At 71.4% G+C, this 13,138-nt stretch carries 13 protein-coding genes; 8 read left to right on the top strand and 5 right to left on the bottom strand.

What is annotated here, in order from left to right; genetic code table 11:
- The coding region (locus ACLD7X_RS14135) for a glycosyltransferase family 2 protein (RefSeq protein WP_411424298.1) at positions 1-1,612 on the bottom strand (1,612 nt) is incomplete at its 3' end.
- Complete coding sequence (locus tag ACLD7X_RS14130; protein WP_411424297.1) at positions 1,612-2,319, bottom strand: DUF4079 domain-containing protein; 708 nt, start codon at positions 2,317-2,319, stop codon at positions 1,612-1,614. The genes ACLD7X_RS14130 and ACLD7X_RS14135, both read right to left, overlap by 1 nt.
- Positions 2,320-2,592: 273 nt before the next feature.
- Between ACLD7X_RS14130 and ACLD7X_RS14125 the strand changes: the two genes are divergently transcribed.
- Together ACLD7X_RS14125 and ACLD7X_RS14120 are read left to right on the top strand one after the other, a co-directional pair.
- A complete protein-coding gene (locus ACLD7X_RS14125; protein WP_411424296.1) occupies positions 2,593-2,892 on the top strand; it encodes a hypothetical protein in 300 nt (99 codons plus the stop codon).
- A 106-nt stretch (positions 2,893-2,998) separates the two neighbouring features.
- The gene (locus tag ACLD7X_RS14120; protein WP_412006651.1) at positions 2,999-3,238 is read left to right on the top strand and encodes a hypothetical protein; all 240 of its coding nucleotides are present in this window, start codon (positions 2,999-3,001) and stop codon (positions 3,236-3,238) included.
- Here ACLD7X_RS14120 and ACLD7X_RS14115 read toward each other — a convergent pair.
- A complete protein-coding gene (locus ACLD7X_RS14115; RefSeq protein WP_411424294.1) occupies positions 3,235-3,852 on the bottom strand; it encodes a cysteine hydrolase family protein in 618 nt (205 codons plus the stop codon). The genes ACLD7X_RS14120 and ACLD7X_RS14115 overlap by 4 nt on opposite strands.
- Positions 3,853-3,905: 53 nt before the next feature.
- On the opposite strand from ACLD7X_RS14115, the gene ACLD7X_RS14110 reads away from it, so the two are divergent.
- Both ACLD7X_RS14110 and ACLD7X_RS14105 read left to right on the top strand, forming a co-directional pair.
- On the top strand, positions 3,906-5,267 hold the full coding sequence (locus ACLD7X_RS14110; protein ID WP_411424293.1) for a type I glutamate--ammonia ligase: 1,362 nt from the start codon (positions 3,906-3,908) through the stop codon (positions 5,265-5,267).
- A gap of 13 nt (positions 5,268-5,280) precedes the next feature.
- A complete protein-coding gene (locus ACLD7X_RS14105; RefSeq protein ID WP_411424292.1) occupies positions 5,281-6,435 on the top strand; it encodes a DUF819 family protein in 1,155 nt (384 codons plus the stop codon).
- On the opposite strand, the gene ACLD7X_RS14100 is transcribed toward ACLD7X_RS14105, so the two are convergent.
- Positions 6,378-8,042, bottom strand: a complete 1,665-nt coding sequence (locus ACLD7X_RS14100) for an NCS2 family permease (RefSeq protein ID WP_411424291.1) — start codon at positions 8,040-8,042, stop codon at positions 6,378-6,380. The two genes, ACLD7X_RS14105 and ACLD7X_RS14100, sit on opposite strands and share 58 nt — an antisense overlap.
- Before the next feature lie 53 nt (positions 8,043-8,095).
- Between ACLD7X_RS14100 and ACLD7X_RS14095 the strand changes: the two genes are divergently transcribed.
- The 4 genes from ACLD7X_RS14095 to ACLD7X_RS14080 are packed head-to-tail and all read left to right on the top strand — an operon-like array spanning position 8,096 to position 11,263.
- Complete coding sequence (locus ACLD7X_RS14095) at positions 8,096-8,620, top strand: hypothetical protein (RefSeq protein WP_412006650.1); 525 nt, start codon at positions 8,096-8,098, stop codon at positions 8,618-8,620.
- Positions 8,621-8,631: 11 nt separating this feature from the next.
- The gene (locus tag ACLD7X_RS14090) at positions 8,632-9,615 is read left to right on the top strand and encodes an ABC transporter ATP-binding protein (RefSeq protein ID WP_411424289.1); all 984 of its coding nucleotides are present in this window, start codon (positions 8,632-8,634) and stop codon (positions 9,613-9,615) included.
- Complete coding sequence (locus ACLD7X_RS14085; protein WP_411424288.1) at positions 9,612-10,442, top strand: ABC transporter permease; 831 nt, start codon at positions 9,612-9,614, stop codon at positions 10,440-10,442. The genes ACLD7X_RS14090 and ACLD7X_RS14085 overlap by 4 nt, the downstream gene beginning before the upstream one ends.
- Positions 10,367-11,263 (top strand): ABC transporter permease, encoded by an 897-nt coding sequence (locus ACLD7X_RS14080; protein WP_411424287.1) that lies wholly within the window; start codon positions 10,367-10,369, stop codon positions 11,261-11,263. Before ACLD7X_RS14085 ends, ACLD7X_RS14080 begins: the two co-directional genes overlap by 76 nt.
- Before the next feature lie 39 nt (positions 11,264-11,302).
- Here ACLD7X_RS14080 and ACLD7X_RS14075 read toward each other — a convergent pair whose 3' ends face one another.
- Positions 11,303-12,898, bottom strand: a complete 1,596-nt coding sequence (locus tag ACLD7X_RS14075; RefSeq protein ID WP_411424286.1) for a glucose-6-phosphate isomerase — start codon at positions 12,896-12,898, stop codon at positions 11,303-11,305.
- Positions 12,899-13,138: the final 240 nt, after the last annotated feature.

Here is a 13,138-nt window from a genome sequence, read left to right as displayed (position 1 = left end):
GTCGATCGGCCAGCCGCGCGATCAGCGCAGCCTCCCCAGCCTCGGTGGCCACCGCGAACCAGGGCACGTCGGAGTGCCGCGGACGGTCCCAGCAGGTGCGGATCGCCAGCAGCAGGAGCAGGCCATTGAGCAGCCCCCAGCTCACCCCCAGCGCCAGGGCACCGCCCGCCAGGGGCGGCAGGGGGCGCATGGCCGTGGCCGGGCTCGGGGCGAGCAGGTGCACCAGGGCCAGCAGCTGCAGGGTGAGCAGGGTGAGCAGGGGCAGGAGCAGCCGCGGATCGGGGCCCAGCTGCCGTCCCGTGGCCAGGGCCTTGGGCGTGACATGGAAGTGATCCGGCCGGTTCAGGGTCGTGCGCGCCAGGGCCCCGATCAGGGGCACAAGAAAGATCCAGCGGTAGAGCTCGGGCAGGATCGCGGTCCGGGCCTGGCCACTGAACCAGCGGGCCAGCAGCAGCTGCGCCCCGTAGAACGGCAGGGCCTGCTGCAGCAGACCGGCGGCGGTGAACTGGAGGGGCGCCACCCCCAGCACCCCGATGCTCAGCGGCATCAGGGAGAGCACCAGCTGGGGCAGGGCATTGAACCAGTGCAGGATCCCCTCCAGGAAGGCCAGCCGCTGGAGGGGATTCAGTCCCGGGATGGTGAGAGGGTTGGCCCGCGTGCGCAGGGTCTGCAGCGTGCCGCTGGCCCAGCGGCAGCGCTGGCGGGCCATGGCGGCGGCGGTGAAGGGAGCCAGGCCGGCGCTGAGCTTCTCCGGCACGAACAGGCAACGCCATCCGGCGGCGGTGATCCGGATGCCCGTGGCCAGGTCCTCGGAGGGGGTGGCCGTCTCGAAACCGCCCACCGCCAGCAGGGCCTCTCGCCGCACCACGAAGGAGGTGCCGGCGCACACCACGGCCCCGACCCCCTGACGGACCGGCTCGACCCAGCGGTAGAAACTCTCCTCGTCGGGCATCAGCCAACGCTCCAGCCGCAGGTTGCGCATCACCGGATCCGCGTTCATGTAGGTCTGGGGGGTCTGCACCAGGCCCACCCGATCGTCGTCGAAGAGGCCCACCGTGCGGGAGAGGAACCCCGGGAGCGGCACCACATCGGCGTCGAACACGGCGATCAGCTCGCCGCCCAGACCGGGGAGGGCGTGGTTGAGGTTGCCGGCCTTGGCGTGGTCCCGGGCCTCCCGGCTGCGGTAACGGCAACCGAGCTCCGCGCACAGCTCACGCAGCTCGGACCGGGCCCCATCGTCCAGCAGCCAGACGGTGAGGAGGGGATAGTCGAGGGCGTTGCACCCGCGCAGACAGCGTTCGACCACGGCCAGCGGCTCGCCATAGGTCGGCACCAGCACATCCACGGCGGGGAGGCGCTCCGGCTGCAGCCGGCAGCGGCGCTCCAGCAGTGCGGCGGCATGGGCGCAGCGGTCGGTCAAGCCGGGATCCGGGGCCAGGCTGAACAGGAGCTGCAGAAAGCCGTGGGCCAGCAGCCAGACCTCGGCCACCAGCATCGTCAGACTCACACTGCCGGTCAGCACGCCATCGAGCACCAGGGTGCTGGTCACCCGCCAGTGCAGATAGCGGCCGGCCAGGACGGCCAGCAGCAGGACCGCCCAGGGGAGGCGCATCAGGTTCCGGGGGGAGGAACGGGAGCGGCCGGAGGACAGACCTGCCGCTGGAAATCACAGGCGTAGACCGCGGGTTTCTGCCAGCTGAGCGGGATCTCCAGCAGATCCCGGGGCCCGCTGATTCCCTGGGCCAGGAAGATCAGGGCGGCCAGGATGTTGGCTGAGAGGTGAAGCCTGCGCCAGCGCAGCTGGCGCAGGATCTCAGGCCGTGCCGCCACCGAGAAGAGCATCAGGCCGGTCAGCCCCATCCCTCCCCAGAAATGGGACTGCCAGAAGGCCGGCTCCAGGGGGTTGTCGCTGAGTCGCCAGACTTCCGGCTGCAGGCCGAGGCCGAGCACCCCGGCGAAGCAGAGCAGGGCGAAGGCGGCGCGGTAGGCCGCCTGCCTGACGCGCCAGAGGGCCAGCAGGGCGGCCACGGTGCCGGCCAGCACCAGCAGGAGCAGGGCGGCACGGCCGGGGCTGAGCGCCGAAGGCACCTTGGTGACGATCACCACCGCGAAGGCGACCAGCTCGATGCCGACCACCGCCGCCGCCAGCCAGCGGCCCAGATCGGCATGGTCCGTACCGACGCTGGGGGGGTGCTTCACCTTGGCGATGCGGCGCTGGCGGGTCTGCTGGGCCAGCCGCAGCACCATGCCGAGCAGGGGATAGACCAGCACGACCGCGAGAGCGGGATGGATGATCCAGAGCCAGTCGATGCTGGTCATCGGAGAGCGATCACGCGGAGGGCAGCGAAGGGATCGGGCTGAAGGGTGGGCCGTGCAGGCAGGGTGCCCAGGGGAACGCGGGGCAAGCAGCGGGGCGAGAAGCGAGGCGGCATCGCGCCGGAGCTGGTGCCGTGGAATCCACGCTAGTCAGTACCGCCGTGGCGGCCGGAAGGTTTTCCCATGGGAGAGCCCTGACACAACAGGCGGTTGGTGTGGATCGACACCGCTGCCGGGACGGGGGCTCGGAACCCTTGGCCCAGCGGCTGCCCCTCCATGCTCAGTCCCCAGGTACGGCTTCGGCTCCACGCGGTTCTGCGGCGGATCGCAGCGGGAGAACCGGTGAGCCTCCAGGAACGGATCGAGCTCCAGAAGCACGCCGATCGCCATCCCACCGTGGCGGGTTGGCTGCGGCGGGCGCGGCGCGAGCAGCAGGGCGCACCGCTGGATGGCCTGGATCGCCTGCTGCGCGATCTGGATCTGGGCAGTGCGGATCCCGAACCGGGCCCCCGGCGTGACCCCGATGACCTCGGCGACTGGTTCTCGGGGGCACCGGGATGGTTGCGGCGCAGTTGATCCGGCCCGGTCTGCAGCCCCCGGAGGGCAACTGTGTCAGTCGCCCCCCGGGGGCTGGGCGGAAGCGCCGATCCCACCAGAATTGCCCCAAGCCAGAGCCAACGTGATGTCCCCTAGCACCATCCCGAACGCGTTCCGTGCCAGCGCGAAGGCCTCCAGCAGCAGCGACCTGTGCGTCGGCACGCTCTTCCTCGAGGCCCTGCTCACCGGGGTGATCACCCCGGGCGAACTGCAGTGGGTGACCAGCCACCAGCAGCAGTTCAACCGGGTGGAGGAAGCCACCGCCATCCGGCTGGGCCGGCTGCTCGACACCGGCCGGATCCAGCTGGGCTGCCGGCTCGGCTAGGGGGCCGCCGGCAAGAGCCGCGCCAAGTCGTCGACCGCCAGCAGGTGGGCATAGCCGCGGAAGCACTCCAGCGCCTGCTGGTGACGCTCCAGGCTCTCGGCCATGCAGGCATCCGTGAGGCAGAGCACCCGGTAGCCGCGATCGGCGGCATCCTTGACGGTGTGGTCGATGCACTGGTCGGTGAGCAGGCCGATCACCACCAGAACCTCGATGCCGATGTTGCGCAGCAGGTAGTCGAGCGTCGTGGAGCTGAATGGCGAGGAGGAACTCTTCGGCAGCACCAGCTCATCGGCCAGGGGAGCCAGCTCGGCGATGACCCGGGTGGCCGGGGAACCGGGGGCGAACCCCATCCCGCAGCGCTTGTAGTCGAAGCTGCGATCCCGCCCATCGGCCGTGAGATCGGCGATCACCGTGTGGATCACCTCCAGGGACGCCCCCCGGGCGAGGGCCAGGGCACGGCGGGCCGCCGGCAGGGTGCGCTGCCGCACCAGGGCATCGAACTGCGGCCGCGGACGCGGCTGGGAGCTGCCGCAGGTGCCCTCCTGAAGGTCCACCAGCAGCAGGGCGGTGCGGGCGGGATCGAGACGCGGAAGGGGATCGACAGCGGGGTCCATGCGCGCGGACGGAGGCGCACCCACCATGGTGAGAGGACAGATCGGCTCCGGCCATGGCTGACGCCCCCCTCGACCTGGCGGCTCTCGAACGGGAGCTGCGGCACAGCGGTCTGCGGCGTCTGGCCATCAGCTGGGTGAACCATGCGGGCGCGACCCTGGTGAAGGTGGTGCCGATCGGCGCGCTGGCCGCCGCGGCTCGGGTCGGAGTCGGGTTTTCGCCGGTCTCGGACGCCTTCCGCAGCGATGGGGTGATCGATCCGGCCCATGGCCTGGCCCGCCCCGATGGCGACCTGCGGCTGGTGGCCGACCTGGAGGCCCTGACCTCCCTGGAGGCCAGCAGCGGCTGGGCCTGGGCGCCGGGAAACCGACGCCATCGGGATGGGACCCCTTACGCCGGTGATCAGCGCAGCTGCTGCCAGCGCCTTCAGCGGCAACTGGAGCACAACGGCCTGACCGTGCAGGCGGGTTTTGAACTGGAGTGGATGGTGGGTCTCCCAACGGCAGAGGACCGGGCGCTGGAGGCCGTGATGGCAGGGGGCCCCTACGGCGCCGACCGGCTGGTGGAGGGACTGGACTACGCCGCCGCGATCGGCGATGCCTGCGACAGCGCCGGACTCCCCTGGCTCCAGTTCCACCCGGAATACGGCCGGGGCCAGTTCGAGCTGTCCCTCGCGCCGGGCAGCCCCCTGGAGGCTGCCGACAGGCTCGTGCTGGCCAAGTTGCTGGTGCAGCGCGTCAGCCGCCGGTTCGGCTGGCACTGCAGCTTCAGTCCGAAACCGATGGCCGAGCTGGTCGGCAACGGCGGCCACCTCCACCTCAGTGTCCGCCGCCACGGTGACCCGCTGCTCCAGGGCGGCAGCGGACCAGGGGGGCTGTCGGAGGCTGGGGCCTCGCTGCTCGGTTCCCTGCTGGAGCACCTGCCGGCGCTGCTGCCCCTGGCCTGCAACCATCCCGTCTCCTTCCGACGCCTGGCCCCGGGCAGCTGGTCGGCACCGTTCCAGGCATGGGGCATCGAGAACCGGGAAACCGCCCTGCGCCTGGTGCCGGCCGGCGGCGATGGGGCCGCTGCCCACCTCGAGCTCAAGGTCGCCGACCTCACTGCGAACCCCTACCTGCTGCTGGGGGCTGTGCTGGCGACGGTGGCGGAGGGGCTGGCCACGAGCTACCCGCTGCCGGAGCCCATCGAAGGGGATCCCGCTCGCCTGGGCGCCGAGGCCCCACCCCGGCTGCCGGCCGGCCTGGCCGAAGCCAGTCAGGCCTTCGGCCGCAGCAGCCTGCTGCGGGCGGCCCTGGGGGAAACGCTGCACGGCTCGCTGCTGGACTCGCAGCAGGCCGAGTGCCGCAGGGCCGAGGGGTGGGACGACGACACCCTGCTGGCCGCCAGCCGCTGGTGGCCCATCGTGGGAGGCCTCTAGGCCAGCCACGGGCATGGTGCTCTCCCTCCTGCTGATCGCCCTGCTCACGGCCGTGGGCTGGTGGCTGGCGGAGCACACCCCCGTGGGGCGGCAGCTGGGGATGACCCTGCTGGTGCTGTTCCTCGGCCTGCTGACCACCAACCTGCTGGGTTGGCGGCCGGAGGCGGCAGCGGAGGGGTGGATCAACGGTCCCCTCACGTCGCTGGCCATTGCCCTGTTGCTGCTGGCCGTCGATCTGCGTCGGGTGTGGCCCGGTGCCCAGCGGTTGCTGCAGCCTTTCAGCGTGGCCGTGGTCGCCACCGTGGCCGGCACGGCGCTCGGAGCCTGGCTGTTGGCCCCCCAGCTGGGAGGGGATCTGCCTGCCCTGAGCGGGCTGTTCACGGCCACCTTCAGCGGGGGGAGCCTCAACTTCGTCTCGGTGGCCCGCACCCTGAACCCCCCGCAGGAACTGGTGCTGATCGCCACCGCGGCCGACCACGTGGTCTTCAGCGTCTGGTTTCTGATCAGCCTGGGCCTGGGCCGCCGCAAGGACCGCCTGGCCGGATCGGCAGCGGCGGTGCCACGGCCCGGGCCTGAAGAGGCCGCGGCGCACCCGGGCTGGCAACGGCTGGAGGCCCAGCCTCGCCAGCTGCTCAGCCGCCAGGGTGCCGTCGCCCTGCTCTGGGGGGTGGGGGTGGTGCTGGTCAGCGACCTGCTCACCGGCTGGGCCCAGATCCTCTGGCCCGGACTGCCCGCCATCCTCGTGCTCACCAGCGTGGCGCTGCTGGCCGCCCAGCTGCCAGCCGTGGCCCGCAACGGCCTGACCTACCCCTGCGGCCTGCTGCTGATCCAGCCGTTCTTCACCGTGATCGGTCTGAGCTCCCCCGTGGCGGGGCTGCTGGGGGAGGGCCGCTGGGTGCTGCTGCTGGCCACCCTGATCGTGGCCGTTCAGGGCGTGGTGGTCCTGGTGCTGGGTCGGTATCTCGGCTGGGGGTTGGTGGAATCCCTGGTGGGATCCCAGGCCGCCGTCGGCGGGCCCAGCACCGCCCTGGCCCTGGGAAGCGCCCTGCGCCGCCCCGACCTGGCGCTGCCCGCCGTGGCCATCGGCCTGCTGGGCTACCTGGTGGGGACCTACCTGGGCCTTGCCGTGGCGGCTGGCCTGGCCGGGGTGGCCGGGGTGGGCCCCTGATCAGGCGGACGCCTACCGATCCCCCGACGGCGCTGCCAGAGCGCCGTGAGCAGCAGCACCAGGGCCATCGCGCCGTACCCCGCCGCCCAGGGGCTGCCCGCTCCCCAGCCCAGCGACAGCACGGTGTCGGCCTGGTCGAAACGCCAGGCGTGGATGATTCCGAACCACGCGGCCAGGGCCGCCACCGCAGCACAGAGCGCGGCAGCCAGGAAGCGCTGCTCGATCACGTACACCAGCAGAGCCGCCAGCAGCATCGCCGTGATGATCAGGCCCTGCTCCAGCGCGAAGACCCCGCTGGCCCAGACGTCCGCCCTCTCCAGGGGCGGCAGCAGGGCGGGCCCGAACGGCAGGGCCTGGGTGCCGGCCCCGGCGGCACGCAGACCGGCCTTGAGCATCAGGGCACCCCAGCCGGCCAGGCCCGGCAGCATCCCCAGCACGACGGCCGGAGCGTGGTGGCGCGGGGTGGCCTGGAAGGCCTGCGCTGCCATCACGACCCCCAGGTAGAGCACGATCGCCATGCCGGCCTCGATCGGCACCAGCTCGCCGATCACGCCGAAGGCGCCGGCCAGGCAGGCGGCTCCCATCACGAGGCCGTTGACCCAGGAATAGCCGAGCCGGGCCCCCATCGCCTTCCAGCCGGGATGGCCGATGTAGAGGGTGGTGGGGAAGCAGGAGCCGAACAGCGCCGCCGCCACCGTGCCGATGCCGTTGATCAGCAGGGAGGAGCGCACGGGGTAGGTGTCGCCGGCCGCCGCCGCACTCTCCAGGTTCTGCAGGGAGCCGATCACGTTGAACAGCCCCATCGGCACGATCACGCCGAGCCAGGGGAGCAGTTCGCTGCGGGCTGACCAGAGGGCGCCCAGCTGCAGCCGCGGCAGGTGCAGACCGAGCTGCTGGGTGGCCTGGCGCCAGCTGAGCGGATCCACCGTGAGCAGTCCGCTGCTCCAGGCCAGGGCGATGCCGAGCAGCACGGCCACCAGCCCCCCGGGCAGGGGGAGGCGAACCCCGCCGAAATACACCACCAGGATCACCGCGAGCACGGCCAGACCCACCAGGGGCTGGGCATAGGTGCGCAGCAGGAAACCCAGGGCGATGTAGCCGAGGGCGATGCCGGCCAGCGTCGAGAGAAGGGCCGCCCGGGGCAGCCAGCGCTGGAGCAGATCGGCCACGAAGGCGCCGCCGACCTCGATCAACCCCGACCCCAGGCAGGCCATCAGGCCCGCTTGCCACGACAGGGTGACGGCCGCCTCCGGGCTCAGTCCCGCCGCCAGCGCCGCCAGCTTCACCGGCAGCATCACCAGGAACACGTAGGCGAACAGGCTCACGGTGTTGATGCCGTAGGGCAGCGCGGTGCGCCCCGAACCACCCTCGCGCTGATCCAGCCGGTAGGCCTGGCGGGCGTAGGCGAGATTGCCCACGACCAGGCTGATCCCCGTGGCCGGCAGCACGGTGCCGAAGACCAGGGCGTCGGGATAGCCGAGCAAGCCCCGGCAGAGGCCCAGGATCAGCAGGATCTGGATGAGATTGTCGAGGCCCAGACCCAGCAGACCGTCGAGATCGCCGCTGACCCACCAGCGGGGGCCTGGCCGCGTTGGGATCGGGGCCATGGCAGGGGGTCGGGTGCGGCCCCCAGAATGGCTCCAGAACCCCAGGCTGCGCCATGGTCCGCCCCACCGAGCAGCTCAGGCCCTCCCAGCGCGCCCTGTTGCGGATCGTCTGCTGGGTGGCCTGGGCCGATGGCGACTTCGCCGAGGAGGAGCGCCAGCTGCTGGAGCGGATCGTCGCCGACACCATGCCGGAGGCGGCCAGCCCGATCCTGGCGGCGGATGCCGCCGCCCGCCTCGCGGGAGAGAGCCCCGATCCGCGGGCGCTGGAGCACCTGGTGGGGATGCTGGAGTCCGACGACCAGCGCCAGCTCGCCCTCAAGCTGGCCTATCAGATGGTGAACGCCAGCCGGACGGCCGGGGAACCCTCGGCGGTGAACCTGCAGGAGAAGCTGGCCTACCGGCGCCTGGTGGACGCCCTCGGGCTGGATGAGCAGGCCGTGCAGGAGGCCGAGTGGGCCGCCCGGCAGGATCTGGGTACCGGCAGCAGCGCCTTCGACCTGCTGGCCAGCGGCCTGATGGGGCTGGGAGCCTGGCCGAGCGCCGACATGCTCGGCGTCTCGATGGGGCACTGGTTCTGAACGGCGACGCGATGCCGATCATCGAGGCCCGGGCGCTGAGCAAGACGTTCCGGGTGGCCGACAAGCGTCCCGGCCTGGGGGGAACGCTGCGCCACTTCCTGCGCCGCCGCTACCGCGATGTGGCGGCGGTGCGGGAGGTGAGTTTCGCCATCACGCCGGGGGAGGTGGTGGGGTTCCTGGGCCCCAACGGCGCCGGCAAGACCACCACGCTGAAGATGCTCACCGGGCTGATCGAGCCGAGTGGGGGCCGGGTCGCCGTGGCCGGCTGCGTGCCCTTTCGCCGCCAGGAGCGTTTCCTGCAGCAGATCACCCTGGTGATGGGCAACCGGCAGCAGTTGATCTGGGACCTGCCCGCCCTCGACTCCTTCCGGGTCAATGCGGCGGTCTACGGGATTCCGGACCGGGTGGCGGAGCGGCGGATCGCCCAGCTGGCCGAGATGCTCGAGCTGGGGGAGGAGCTGCGACGCCCGGTGCGCAAGCTGTCGCTGGGGCAGCGCATGAAGGCCGAGCTGCTGGCGGCGCTGCTGCACGAGCCGGCGGTCCTGTTCCTCGACGAGCCGACCCTGGGCCTGGATGTGAACGCCCAGGCCCGGGTGCGGGACTTCCTGGCCGATTACAACCGCCGCACGGGCGCCACGGTGCTGCTGACCAGCCACTACATGGGAGACATCACCGCCCTCTGCCGCCGGGTGCTGCTGATCCACGAGGGCCAGCTGTTCCACGACGGATCGCTGGAGCGCCTCACCCAGGAGCTCGCGCCGCACCGGGAGGTGCGCCTGGAACTCCAGGACCTGCAGCCGGCCGGGACCTTCGAGGCCTATGGGGTGGTGGAGAGTCACCAGGGCCACCAGGTGCGGCTGCGCATTCCGCGGGAGCAGCTCACCGAACGGGTCGCGGCCCTGCTGGGACGCTTCGCCGTGGTGGACCTGGAGGTGGCGGACCCGCCGATCGAGCAGCTGATCGGCGAGCTGTTCCGGCGGGAGGCGGCGGCTTGAGGCCCGGGCAGCGCGGGCTGCCGAGCCGTGGTTGGCGGCCTGGCCGCACCTGGCGCATCGCCCGGGTGCTGCTCGAGACCCAGTACGCCTACATGCTCGAGTACAGGGCCGAAATCGCCCTGTGGGCCCTCTCCGGAGTGCTCCCCCTGATCATGCTCGGCGTCTGGAGCGGCTCCGGAGCGGCCGCCGCCGCGGGCCTGGGGCCCGAACGGCTGGGGCCCTACTTCCTGGCGGCCTTCCTGGTGCGTCAGTTCACGGTGGTGTGGATGATCCACGTCTTCGAGGAGGACACCCTGCAGGGCAAGCTCTCCCCTTACCTGCTCCAGCCCCTGCTTCCCCTGTGGCGCTACCTGAGTGCCCACCTGGCCGAACAGGCCACCCGCGTGCCGTTCGTGGCGGTGATGCTGCTCGGGGTGGCCCTGGTGGCCCCGGGGATGCTGCGGGTGCCCCGCCCCGAGGCGCTGGTGCTGGGGGTGCTCGCGATCGGCGCGGCCTTCCTGCTGCGCTTCCTGCTGCAGACGCTCACCGCCATGGCCTGCTTCTGGACGGAACGGGCGGCGGCGCTGGATCGGTTGCTGATGATTCCCTACCTGTTTCTCTCCGGCCTGGTGGCCCCCCTGGAGACCTTCCCGCCGCTGATGCGCCGGATCGCCATGGCCACGCCGTTTCCCTGGATGGTGGATTTCCCCGCCCGGCTGCTGGCGGGCGAGCCGGTGCTCGCCCGCGAGGGGTTCGGCGCGATCGCCCTCTGGTGTCTGGCGCTGCTGCCGCCGATCGCCTGGCTCTGGCGCCGGGGCCTGCGGCGCTACGGCGCCATGGGGGCCTGATGGCGGGCCCCGGCCGCCTGGCCCGCTACGGCCGCAGCCTGCTGCGCTTCTGGAGCACGTCCCTGCAGGCGGAACTGGAATATCCCGCCAACTTCTGGATCGAGGCCATCGCGGTGCTGGGCAACCTCGCCGGCAGCGTGTTCGTGCTCGGCCTGCTGTTCGGCGGGGCCGACCAGGACCCGGCAGCGCGGCTGGGCGGTTGGAGCTGGCACCAGGCCCTGGTGGTGCTGGGGCTCTACACGCTGCTGGATGGCCTCACCAGCTGCGTGCTCCAACCCAACCTGAGCAGGATCGTGGGTCATGTGCAGAACGGCACGCTGGATTTTGTGCTGCTGAAGCCCGTGGACAGCCAGTTCTGGCTCTCCGCCCGGATGTTCTCGCCCTGGGGCGTGCCGGGGATCGCCGCAGGGCTGGGGCTCAGCCTCTGGGCCGCCGGCAGGGCCGGCGCCAGCTGGGAGGCCTGGGCCGTGGGTCTGGCGGCCCTGATGCTGGTCAGCAGCGCCGTGATCCTGTACAGCCTGTGGTTTTTGCTGGCGGCGCTCAGCATCTGGTTCGTGAAGATCTGGAATGCCACCGAGGTGCTGCGCTACACCCTGGTGGCCGGCCGCTATCCGGTGAGTGCCTACCCGCCGGCCCTGCGGCTGGTGTTCACCTTCGTGCTGCCGGTGGCCTTCCTCACCACGGTGCCCGCCGAAGCCATCCTCGGCCGGGCCTCCGTGCCCTGGACCCTGGGGGCCATGGCGATGGCGCTGATCGCCGCCCTGGCCAGCCGCTGGTTCTGGCGCCATGCCCTGCGGTACTACACCTCCGCCTCAAGTTGAAGGGATCGACTGAGCCGATCAACGCAAGGGATCGGGCACTCAGACCCGGGCGAAGGCCAGCGAAGCCGGCTCTGCCCAGCTCCCGCTGACCCGGTAGGCCGGGTCATTGGCACTGAGATGGCGCAGGATCCAGAAGAGCGGCTCGGGATCGGCGGTCTGCAGCTCCTGCCCCAGGGCCTCGAGGGTGCGGGGGGCGCCATCGGCCAGCAGTCCCTCGAGCCGGCCCTGCAGGTCGAGGATGGAGGCGGCGGCGAGTTTGCCCGCCTCGACCCCCGGCTGGTCGTAGGCATTGACGTTCACCAGTTCGGCGTAGAGGCCCACGGCCCGCTCGAACAGGGCAACGAGAGCACCAAGGCTGCGGGCGTCGAAACGGCGCAGGGTGATGGTGAGACTCTGGCGACCGCTTTCCATCAGGGCCGTTCGTGTGCCCTGCAGGAACCCCTCGAGCACATCGCCGGGCCGCTCGCCCGCCAGGGCGGGGATGTCGGCCGGATCATCGAGAGCCTCGATGAAACTCACGAAGAAGTTGTCGACCCCATCCCGCAGCTGCTGCACATAGGCGTGCTGGTCGGTGGAGCCCTTGTTGCCGTAGACGGCGATGCCCTGATTCACGACCTGACCATCGCGGCTGAGCTTCTTGCCCAGGCTCTCCATCACCAGCTGCTGCAGGTAGCGGCTGAACACGGCCAGGCGGTCGCGGTAAGGCAGCACGACCATGTCGCGCTGGCCGCGCCCATGGCCGGCCACATGCCAGGAGGCCGCGAGCAGGGCCGCGGGATTGGCGGTCAACGCGGCGGCGCGGGTCGCGGCGTCCATGGCGGCGGCGCCGTCGAGGAAGGCGCGCAGGTCGGTGCCGGTCAGGGCAGCCGGCAGGAGTCCGACGGCGCTGGTGATGCTGGTGCGACCACCCACCCAGTCGAACATGTCGAAGCGGGCCAGCCACTGCTCGGCTTCGGCGAGTCGGTCGAGCCGGCTGCCGACCATCGTGACGGCCACAGCCTGACCGGCCCAGCGACCGCCGCGCTGCTCCAGGCGGGCGCGGACCTGCTCCATGGCGATCCGGGGCTCCGGGGTGCCGCCGGACTTGCTGACCACGATCACCAGGGTCGTGCCGAGCCGGTCATCGAGGCGGCCGAGGATGCGGCTGATCCCCTGGGGATCGACGTTGTCGATGAAATGGAAGGGCAGACCCTGGCCCTCGGCCTGGAGGGCTTCGATCACCAGCAAGGGCCCGAGGCCGGAGCCGCCGATGCCGATCCAGAGCACATCGGTGAAGGTCCCACCGCCGGGGGCCTGCAGCCCTCCGGCCAGCACCTGGTGGCCGAAGGCCTCGATCCGGTCGATTTCGCCGGCGATGTGGCCGGCGGTCTCGGCATCGGGGGCGAGCTCCGGGGTCCGCAGCCAGTAGTGGCCGACCATCCGCTGCTCGTCCGGGTTGGCGATGGCACCGGATTCCAGGGCCGCCATGGCCGCGAAGGCCTTGGCGAAGGCGGGCTGCATCCCCTCGATGTCCCGCTGGTTCAGGGCCATCCGGCTCACGTCGAGCCAGAGCCCCAGCCCCTCGTCGTACCAGAGCAGATCACAGAAGCGCGCCCACCGGGTGGCGGGATTGGAGCCATCGAAATCGGCGGGCATGTCCTCGGCTTCGGGGCCGTCCGTGAACGGCTGTTCTCTCGCAGGAAACCTAGGGCTGACCCCGGCCAACCTCCAGAAGTGGGGCCGGCCGATGGACCGTTCCGCCTGGCGGGAACAATCTGGAAATCCTTCTTAAGATGCAGGAACTTCTCGATAGGTATTTGTGCCCCCTCTCGCCGCTGTGGGGAAACCCTTCTCCCTGCTGCCGGTCCGCCTCGGACGGGGACCCGGGCGGCGGGG

The sequence above is a fragment of the Aphanothece microscopica RSMan92 genome (genome assembly GCF_046613545.2).
Classification (GTDB): domain Bacteria; phylum Cyanobacteriota; class Cyanobacteriia; order PCC-6307; family Cyanobiaceae; genus NIES-981.
The sequence above is the reverse complement of the archived record's forward strand: the minus strand, read 5'-3'. Positions and strand labels throughout refer to the sequence as shown.

Bases quoted from the DNA above. Each gene is read 5' to 3' on its own strand.
- ACLD7X_RS14130 (WP_411424297.1), bottom strand. From the start codon at position 2,319: ATGACCAGCATCGACTGGCTCTGGATCATCCATCCCGCTCTCGCGGTC.
- ACLD7X_RS14115 (WP_411424294.1), bottom strand. From the start codon at position 3,852: ATGGACCCCGCTGTCGATCCCCTTCCGCGTCTCGATCCCGCCCGCACC.
- ACLD7X_RS14100 (WP_411424291.1), bottom strand. From the start codon at position 8,042: ATGGCCCCGATCCCAACGCGGCCAGGCCCCCGCTGGTGGGTCAGCGGC.
- ACLD7X_RS14120 (WP_412006651.1), top strand. From the start codon at position 2,999: ATGTCCCCTAGCACCATCCCGAACGCGTTCCGTGCCAGCGCGAAGGCC.
- ACLD7X_RS14095 (WP_412006650.1), top strand. From the start codon at position 8,096: ATGGTCCGCCCCACCGAGCAGCTCAGGCCCTCCCAGCGCGCCCTGTTG.
- ACLD7X_RS14075 (WP_411424286.1), bottom strand. From the start codon at position 12,898: ATGCCCGCCGATTTCGATGGCTCCAATCCCGCCACCCGGTGGGCGCGC.
- ACLD7X_RS14125 (WP_411424296.1), top strand. From the start codon at position 2,593: ATGCTCAGTCCCCAGGTACGGCTTCGGCTCCACGCGGTTCTGCGGCGG.
- ACLD7X_RS14090 (WP_411424289.1), top strand. From the start codon at position 8,632: ATGCCGATCATCGAGGCCCGGGCGCTGAGCAAGACGTTCCGGGTGGCC.
- ACLD7X_RS14105 (WP_411424292.1), top strand. From the start codon at position 5,281: ATGGTGCTCTCCCTCCTGCTGATCGCCCTGCTCACGGCCGTGGGCTGG.
- ACLD7X_RS14110 (WP_411424293.1), top strand. From the start codon at position 3,906: ATGGCTGACGCCCCCCTCGACCTGGCGGCTCTCGAACGGGAGCTGCGG.